The sequence below is a fragment of the uncultured Acidaminococcus sp. genome, from assembly GCA_900538365.1.
Lineage (GTDB): Bacteria > Bacillota > Negativicutes > Acidaminococcales > Acidaminococcaceae > Acidaminococcus.
In genome coordinates, this window is the sequence record UPXT01000014.1 from 38,633 (window position 1) to 45,352 (window position 6,720).

General features: G+C 49.5%; 7 protein-coding genes. 4 read left to right on the forward strand and 3 right to left on the reverse strand.

The window, feature by feature from the left end; translation table 11 throughout:
* Positions 1 to 192 precede the first annotated feature (192 nt).
* Positions 193 to 891, forward strand: coding sequence for an AzlC family ABC transporter permease (locus tag QZQ08_RS04480; protein ID WP_296328513.1), 699 nt, complete (start codon positions 193 to 195; stop codon positions 889 to 891).
* Positions 884 to 1,246 carry an AzlD domain-containing protein gene (locus tag QZQ08_RS04485; RefSeq protein ID WP_296328515.1) on the forward strand — a complete coding sequence of 121 codons (363 nt, stop codon included), beginning with the start codon at positions 884 to 886 and terminating at the stop codon, positions 1,244 to 1,246. The genes QZQ08_RS04480 and QZQ08_RS04485 overlap by 8 nt, the downstream gene beginning before the upstream one ends.
* A 49-nt stretch (positions 1,247 to 1,295) precedes the next feature.
* Here QZQ08_RS04485 and QZQ08_RS04490 read toward each other — a convergent pair whose 3' ends face one another.
* Positions 1,296 to 2,084, reverse strand: a complete 789-nt coding sequence (locus QZQ08_RS04490; protein WP_296328517.1) for an IclR family transcriptional regulator — start codon at positions 2,082 to 2,084, stop codon at positions 1,296 to 1,298.
* A 170-nt stretch (positions 2,085 to 2,254) separates the two neighbouring features.
* Here QZQ08_RS04490 and QZQ08_RS04495 point away from each other — a divergent pair, with 170 nt between their 5' ends.
* Both QZQ08_RS04495 and QZQ08_RS04500 read left to right on the forward strand, forming a co-directional pair.
* Positions 2,255 to 3,220, forward strand: a complete 966-nt coding sequence (locus QZQ08_RS04495; protein ID WP_296328521.1) for an agmatinase — start codon at positions 2,255 to 2,257, stop codon at positions 3,218 to 3,220.
* A 15-nt stretch (positions 3,221 to 3,235) separates the two neighbouring features.
* A complete protein-coding gene (locus QZQ08_RS04500; RefSeq protein ID WP_296328524.1) occupies positions 3,236 to 3,748 on the forward strand; it encodes a folate family ECF transporter S component in 513 nt (170 codons plus the stop codon).
* A 117-nt stretch (positions 3,749 to 3,865) separates the two neighbouring features.
* On the opposite strand, the gene QZQ08_RS04505 is transcribed toward QZQ08_RS04500, so the two are convergent.
* The gene (locus tag QZQ08_RS04505; RefSeq protein WP_366140924.1) at positions 3,866 to 5,974 is read right to left on the reverse strand and encodes a heavy metal translocating P-type ATPase; all 2,109 of its coding nucleotides are present in this window, start codon (positions 5,972 to 5,974) and stop codon (positions 3,866 to 3,868) included.
* Between the two features lie 47 nt (positions 5,975 to 6,021).
* Entirely contained in the window at positions 6,022 to 6,312 is a 291-nt protein-coding gene (locus QZQ08_RS04510) for a DUF6110 family protein (protein WP_296328530.1), read from the reverse strand.
* Positions 6,313 to 6,720 lie beyond the last annotated feature (408 nt).

Consider the following 6,720-nt stretch of genomic DNA (forward strand, 5'->3'; position numbering starts at 1 on the left):
GACAACGATATTATAGCATACGAAGAACTTCTCCTTCAAAAGGCCTTGCTATAATTAGCTTCTTTAATATAATTCATTTATTTTTTTAATGCAAGTGGAATTTCTTTTTTGTATTTCTTGGGCCATACAGGGTTCCTTTCTTTCGAACAAAAGTATATAATGTATACAAATTTTTCTTAAAGAAGTCATGAGGTGTTTCATTTGCTTCGTTTTTCTGCTCGTGTATTTCAAAAAGACCTGCCCATTCTCATAGGCTATACAGTCCTTGGGCTTGCCTGTGGCATGCTTGGTCAAAAAGCGGGACTCATGCCGGCGACCCTCTTTGCCATGAGCGTCCTTGTCTATGGCGGCAGTTCCCAGTTCATTGGTATAGCCATGATGATGGATGGAGCTTCCCTCTTATCAATCTTTTTGACGGTTTTTGTCACCAGTCTTCGTAACGCGCTCTTTACATCGACCCTGGCACCCTATGTCCGCAAGAAAAGCGGGCTTTTTACCACCCTTTTTGCTTATGGACTGACAGATGAGTGCTTTGCCGTCAATCTAGCAGCTTTTGAGGGCAATGCAGATTGGTCGCCGGAGGAGGCCCAAACAATCAACCTCATCAGTATGCTGGTCTGGTCCCTTTCCAGTGCCTTGGGCTGCTATTTAGGGTCCTTTCTCCACTTGAATCTGGCCCTTGTTTCCTATATCCTTACGGCTATGTTCCTTGGTATCTGGTCAAACTATATGGGTTCACGGGCCCTTGTCACGGCAGGCATTGCCTCCGGCCTCATTTCCGTCTTTTTTTCAACTTTTGTTCCTTTCAAGCTGCACATCGTCCTGGCAAGCCTGACAGCCTCCATTTTTCTTACTATCCTTACGAGGAAAAAGGAGGCTCGCCATGAATGATTTTTGGGAATCCTTCCGTCTTGCCAATAGTTATAGCAATACCTATGCAATGGGCGCCATCTTTGCCATGGCCCTTGCCACCTTCCTGCCCCGTTTCTTTCCCATGGCTCTGCTCAAAAACCGTACTCTCCCCAGATGGTTTACCCAGTGGCTTCATTTTGTCCCGCCTGCCATTTTCGGTGCTTTGGTTTTCCCTGATCTTTTATTAAAAGACGGAACGCTCTGCCTCTCCCTTGACAATATTCCTCTTTTAACGACCCTTCTCATCGCGCCTATCGTCATTCGGACAAAGTCCTTGGGCGCTGCCATCATTTGCGGCGGTACGGTCTTTTATATCCTGCAGGAATGGCTGTAAGACAACCCCAAAAGGCTATGAAGATGCAATGACACCTTCATAGCCTTTTTTATGGTTTCAGCATTCGTCCTTTTTGTTCCAGGTTCCTAACGGTCTTAAGCAGTGTATCCCGGATGCGGGAAAAACCAATTGTTTCAAGGCGCATTTCCGGTCCGGATAGACTGATGACATACCCATTCTGTCCCAAATGAAGGGGTACCGCTACAGCCGCCACACCTTCGTCAACTTCGCCCCGGGAAACAGCATAGCCATCCTGGAGAATGGTCAAAAGCTGGTTTTTGAGGATCCGCCGCTCGGTTTTTTCTGTAAGGAGCTCTCCAATGAGCATATCCCGAAGGCTTTCATTCTGCATGGCAAGAAGCATCTTGCCCGACGCGCCAATATGAAGGGGCACGATATACCCCTTATGACCCATGACAGAAAGGCGATGCCGGGACTGGACCATATCCACACAGACACCTTGGTGCCCAAGAAGCGTCGAAATGACAACGGTCTCATTAAAGCGATTGGACAAATCGTTCAGGGCTTCTGTAATGAGGTCCTTTACTGTATTGTGAACAGAAACAGCGGAGGCGACCATGAGGATTCCCGTTCCAAGTCTGTATTGACCGCTTTTTTCGGACTGTTCAATCCAGCCAGCATGCTGCAGGGTCCGCAGGATCCGATATACGGTCGTTTTATGCAGGGAAAGGGCCCGGCTGATTTCCGTAAGGGACAGGGATTCTCGGCGCTGGGCCGCGTAAAGTTCAAGAATCCTGACTGCATGCAGTACAGAATTGACATAAGGGGCAGCAGAAGATTGATCCGCCATGACTAGGCTCCTTTCTAAATGAATCATGTTTTTTCTTCATTATAGGAAATCGTCATTTGCCTTGTCAACGATTTTGTTTCACTATAGTGTCTACATTGCAAAATTGTGTCTAATTTCATTGACTTCCCTTTCTTCACTTCCTATAATGAAGGCACAACAAAAAGACCTGCAATGCAGTTAAAGGAGCATGATGAAATATGGATAACTACAGCCTTCAAAAGCCTCTCAATATGGCCCCTACGGGGATTGCAACCTTTGCTAAAAGTGACCTGGCAACAGATATCTATCATTTGAATGCGGATATTGCCGTCCTTGGCGCCCCCTTTGACCTTGCCATCCAAGGCCGCACGGGCTGCCGCCTAGGCCCTCGCGGGATTCGCTTGGGCTCAACCCGCTTTACCTACAAAAAAGGCGGTACCTATGATTCAGAACGCAAACAGTACTATATGGATGCCAATCGTTGGCATGTTGTGGACTGTGGGGATGTAGACTACATTCCCGGTGACCTCAAAGGCACCATGGCAAACTTGGAAAGTGCCGTTTCCATCATTCAGAAACAAGGAGCCCTTCCTGTTGTCCTAGGCGGAGACTGCGCTGTTGACTTCCCTGTCCTGCAGGGCCTGGAAGGTATTGGGGACTTTGATATCGTTCATATTGATGCTCATCTGGATTGGACCAAACCCCTTGACGGCCAAAAATTCTTTAACGGCTCCCCCATGAGAAATGCCGCTGGTCTTTCCTATGTGGGACGCATCCTCCATCTGGGTGTCCGCGGCATTGGCAGCAGCGGCCCCGATGATTTTGAAGAAGCCCGTGAGCACGGAGATCAAATCTATTCCTGCCGCGATGTCCGCCGGTTGGGCATTGACCGGATCCTTAAGGAATTTGGGCTTGCCAAACAATTTGTCGTATGTTTTGATATCGATGCGATGGATGCCGTTTATGCACCGGCTACGGGTTCCCCCATGTTCGGCGGCTTCAATTACGACGAAGCGGTCGATATCCTTGAAGCCATTGGCTCGTCAAGCGACCTCAAAGGGGTTGTCATGACAGAAGTAGCCCCGCCTTTTGACGACATCGGCGGCACGACGGGTTATCTGGCAGCCCGCCTTATTTCTGACCTCTTGGGCTTTGCCATGAAACGAAAAGAATCCCTTCGCTGACGAAAGGAGCCTGCCATGGACCAGAAGCGTTCCTACCATCCCGGCAAATGGATCACCCTCATTGGGTTTTGCACGGCCATGGAAATCATCCTTGCCCGATTTCTCTCCCTTCACACATGGAACCTAAAGATTGGACTTAGTTTCCTGCCCGTTGCTGCCGCTGCTCTCTGCGGCGGTCCCCTTGCCGGCGGACTGACAGGCGCCCTGGGTGACCTCATCGGTGCAATTCTTTTCCCCGTAGGTCCCTACTTTCCCGGCTTTACACTCTCCTCCTTTCTCGATGGCTATCTTTATGGTCTGATTTTTCGTCGCAGCCTAAGTCGAAAAGCCATCCTGCTCGCCGTCTTCCTTACCCAAGTCGGGGTCAGTTTCGTCCTCAACACTTACTGGTTGAGCGTACTCTTCCATACACCCATGATGAACCTGCTCTATCCCCGCCTCTTCCAGTGCGCGGTCGGCGTTGTCACAAAAACGATTCTCCTTTCCATTGTCTTGCCGCCTCTCAAAAAGCGGCTCTCCCAGTTTTGATTGATAAGGGGGTATCAGAAGAAGTTTTTCTTCCGGTGCCCGCTTTTTTCATACCACAAAAAAGGGCCGACAGGAAACATCCTTCGGTCCCTTCCTTAGGTTCTTTTATCCGCTTTTTTAAACAAATTCCTTGAGATTCGTCATGCTGTGAAGGCTGAGGGCAATGGTCGATCCATTGTGCAGCAATGCCGTTGTCGCTGGCGGCAGGATACCGGCTACGCCAAGGGCAATCAGCGCGGCATTAAAGGAAACAACAAAATCATAGTTGAAATTGACACGCTTCATGAGCAGGTTGCTCAGTTCCTTTAGAACAATGAGCTGATGCAAGTCGCGGGCCGAAATGGTGATATCGGCAATTTCACGGGCAATATCAGCCCCTTCGGCAATGGCAATCCCAGCGTCTGCTTCGGATAAGGCGGGGGAATCATTGATCCCATCGCCTACCATGACGACACGGTGTCCGTCGGCCTTGGCGGCTTTGACGAACTGGGCCTTTTCCTCAGGCAGGACTTCCGCATAAAACTGATCAAGCCCCAACGTTGCGGCTACGTTTTCTGCTGTCCGTTTGCTGTCTCCCGTCATCATGACAAGGTCCTGGAAGCCAACGCGGCGCAGCTCCTTCATGACCTCCACAGCTTCCGGGCGCAAGGGATCGGAAATGCAGATGATGGCCATAAGGACCCCATTTAAGGCCATAAAGACATGGGAATATTCGGGGGAACGGCTTTCGAACAGGGCTTCCTGACCCGCCGGGACACGGCAGTGCTCATCTTCAAAGATGAAGTGATGGGACCCGATGACAATCCGTTTGTCCCCGACACGGGAGGCGATTCCATGGGCTACGATGTATTCCACTTTACTATGGAGTTCATCATGGGTGATGCCTTCATCGGCAGCCTGACGCACAATGGCATTGGCCACAGAGTGGGGAAAATGTTCTTCCAGGCAGGCGGCATAGCGAAGGACCTTTTCCCGAGTGTAGCCATCAAAACAAATGACGTCAGCAACCTTCGGCTTGGCAAGGGTCAGTGTCCCCGTCTTATCAAAGACAATGGTATCCGCCTCTGCCACCGCTTCGAGGAACTTGCCACCCTTGACCGTGATCTTGTAGGTACTGCATTCACGCATGGCTGACAGTACCGCCAGCGGCATGGAAAGCTTGAGCGCACAGGAGAAGTCAACCATGAGGACCGCCATGGCCTTCATGACATTGCGCGTGATCAGATAGGTCAGGAGGGTTCCGCCTAAGCACCACGGCACAAGACGGTCAGCCAAATGATTGGCCCTTCCTTCAAGGTTCGATTTAAAAGCTTCCGAATCCTCGATCATCTTAACGATCCGGTCAAAACGAGTATCCCCCACCGTTCCCGTCACACGGATGCGGATTTCCCCATCTTCCACAACGGTCCCAGCAAAGACGGGTCCATCGACGGTCTTACGAACCGGCATCGATTCACCTGTCATGGAAGCCTGGTTCACGAGGGCTTCACCGCCCGTCACCACCCCATCAAGGGGAATGGTACTTCCCATCTTGACACTGATGACATCGCCCTTATCCACTTCTGTTAAGGGCACTTCGATTTCCGTCCCATTTTCAAGGACCTTCCATGTGGTATCCACGTTAATGGACATATGGGAAGCCAGATCATGAACGGATTTTTTTAGGGTCCACGCTTCCAGGATATCTCCAATTCCAAGCAGCAGCATGATCGAGCCGGCTGTACCAAGGTCGTTTTGAAGCATAGCCGCCGTAATGGCTGCTGCATCAAGGACCGGTACATCAAGGTTGCCTGAAAGAAGGCTCTTGACACCCTTACGGATAAAGCCTAGTGTGTGATACCAAGCACGGAGCATGCGCACAGGCATGGGCAGGAACCACTTACAGGCAAAATGACGCGTCACATGGGAAATCAGGTGATTGCGGTAGGTCCGATTGAGGATCAGGGCATCCGCCTGATGCTTGCTGGACTTTTGGAGGCCCGGATCATTGGGGTCAAGATAGGCCAAGGTGTCCAAAAGAATAGGACGAAGAAAAGCCCTCTTGTCCGGAGCAAAGGTAATCGCAACTTCGCCCGATGCACTGTAAAGCTTAACTTTACAAACTCCACTGATCCTTTCCAGGCTGGAAAGGATCACAGCGCCCTGCCGGGCATCAAACCCACGGAAGACGACTCCTTTAGCGGACAAGCAGCGAACATGGATCCGGTCCCGGACCTCATGAATCATTTGAAATTTCACGATTGTCCCATCCTTTCTTCCTAGGAAATAAAGGCTTAGGCTTTATCTTCCACAGGTGTCAAGGCGTCTTCTTTAGCCTTCATTTCAGCCAGTTCCGCTTCTTCCCGTTTACGATTTTCTTCCTTGGCTTGGGCCACGATATCATCAGCCTGGGCATTGAGGCAGGCCGCACTTTTTTCAGCGCATTTCTGTACACGCAGGGCAGCCGCCGTCGCGCCAATGGCTGCTTTTTTCATACATTTGCTCTTGAAAAAGACACGGGCCGCAAGCCCCAAAGCAGCACCGCCCACAACCATACCAACATGCATCCACTCTTCTTTTTCCATAGATAGCACCTCTTTCCAAGATAATATAAAACTAACTCATTAGGAGATTCTTTAGCTTTGAATCTCTTCATTTTATCATTATAGCCTTTTCTTTCTCCTGAAACAAGCCAAAATCTTGATGATTCTTGCGAAAAGCTCAAAACATTTTTCAATTTTCGCCCATTTCCATTACATTTTATCATAATAATTCACATATTTTTTATCATTATATAAATTAGAATTAACTAACATATATTTCAAAAATGAAAAACCACCTACATAGCGGTTGGTTTTTCATTTTCGGGCATAGCCCTCATATTACTGGCGACGTACAAGTACGTTAAAAAATTGGTTGGTCAGCCATGCACGGGGTTACTTGCTACCCGTAAACGGGTCTCGTGGATCGAATATACTCAGTTGATCCGCTTC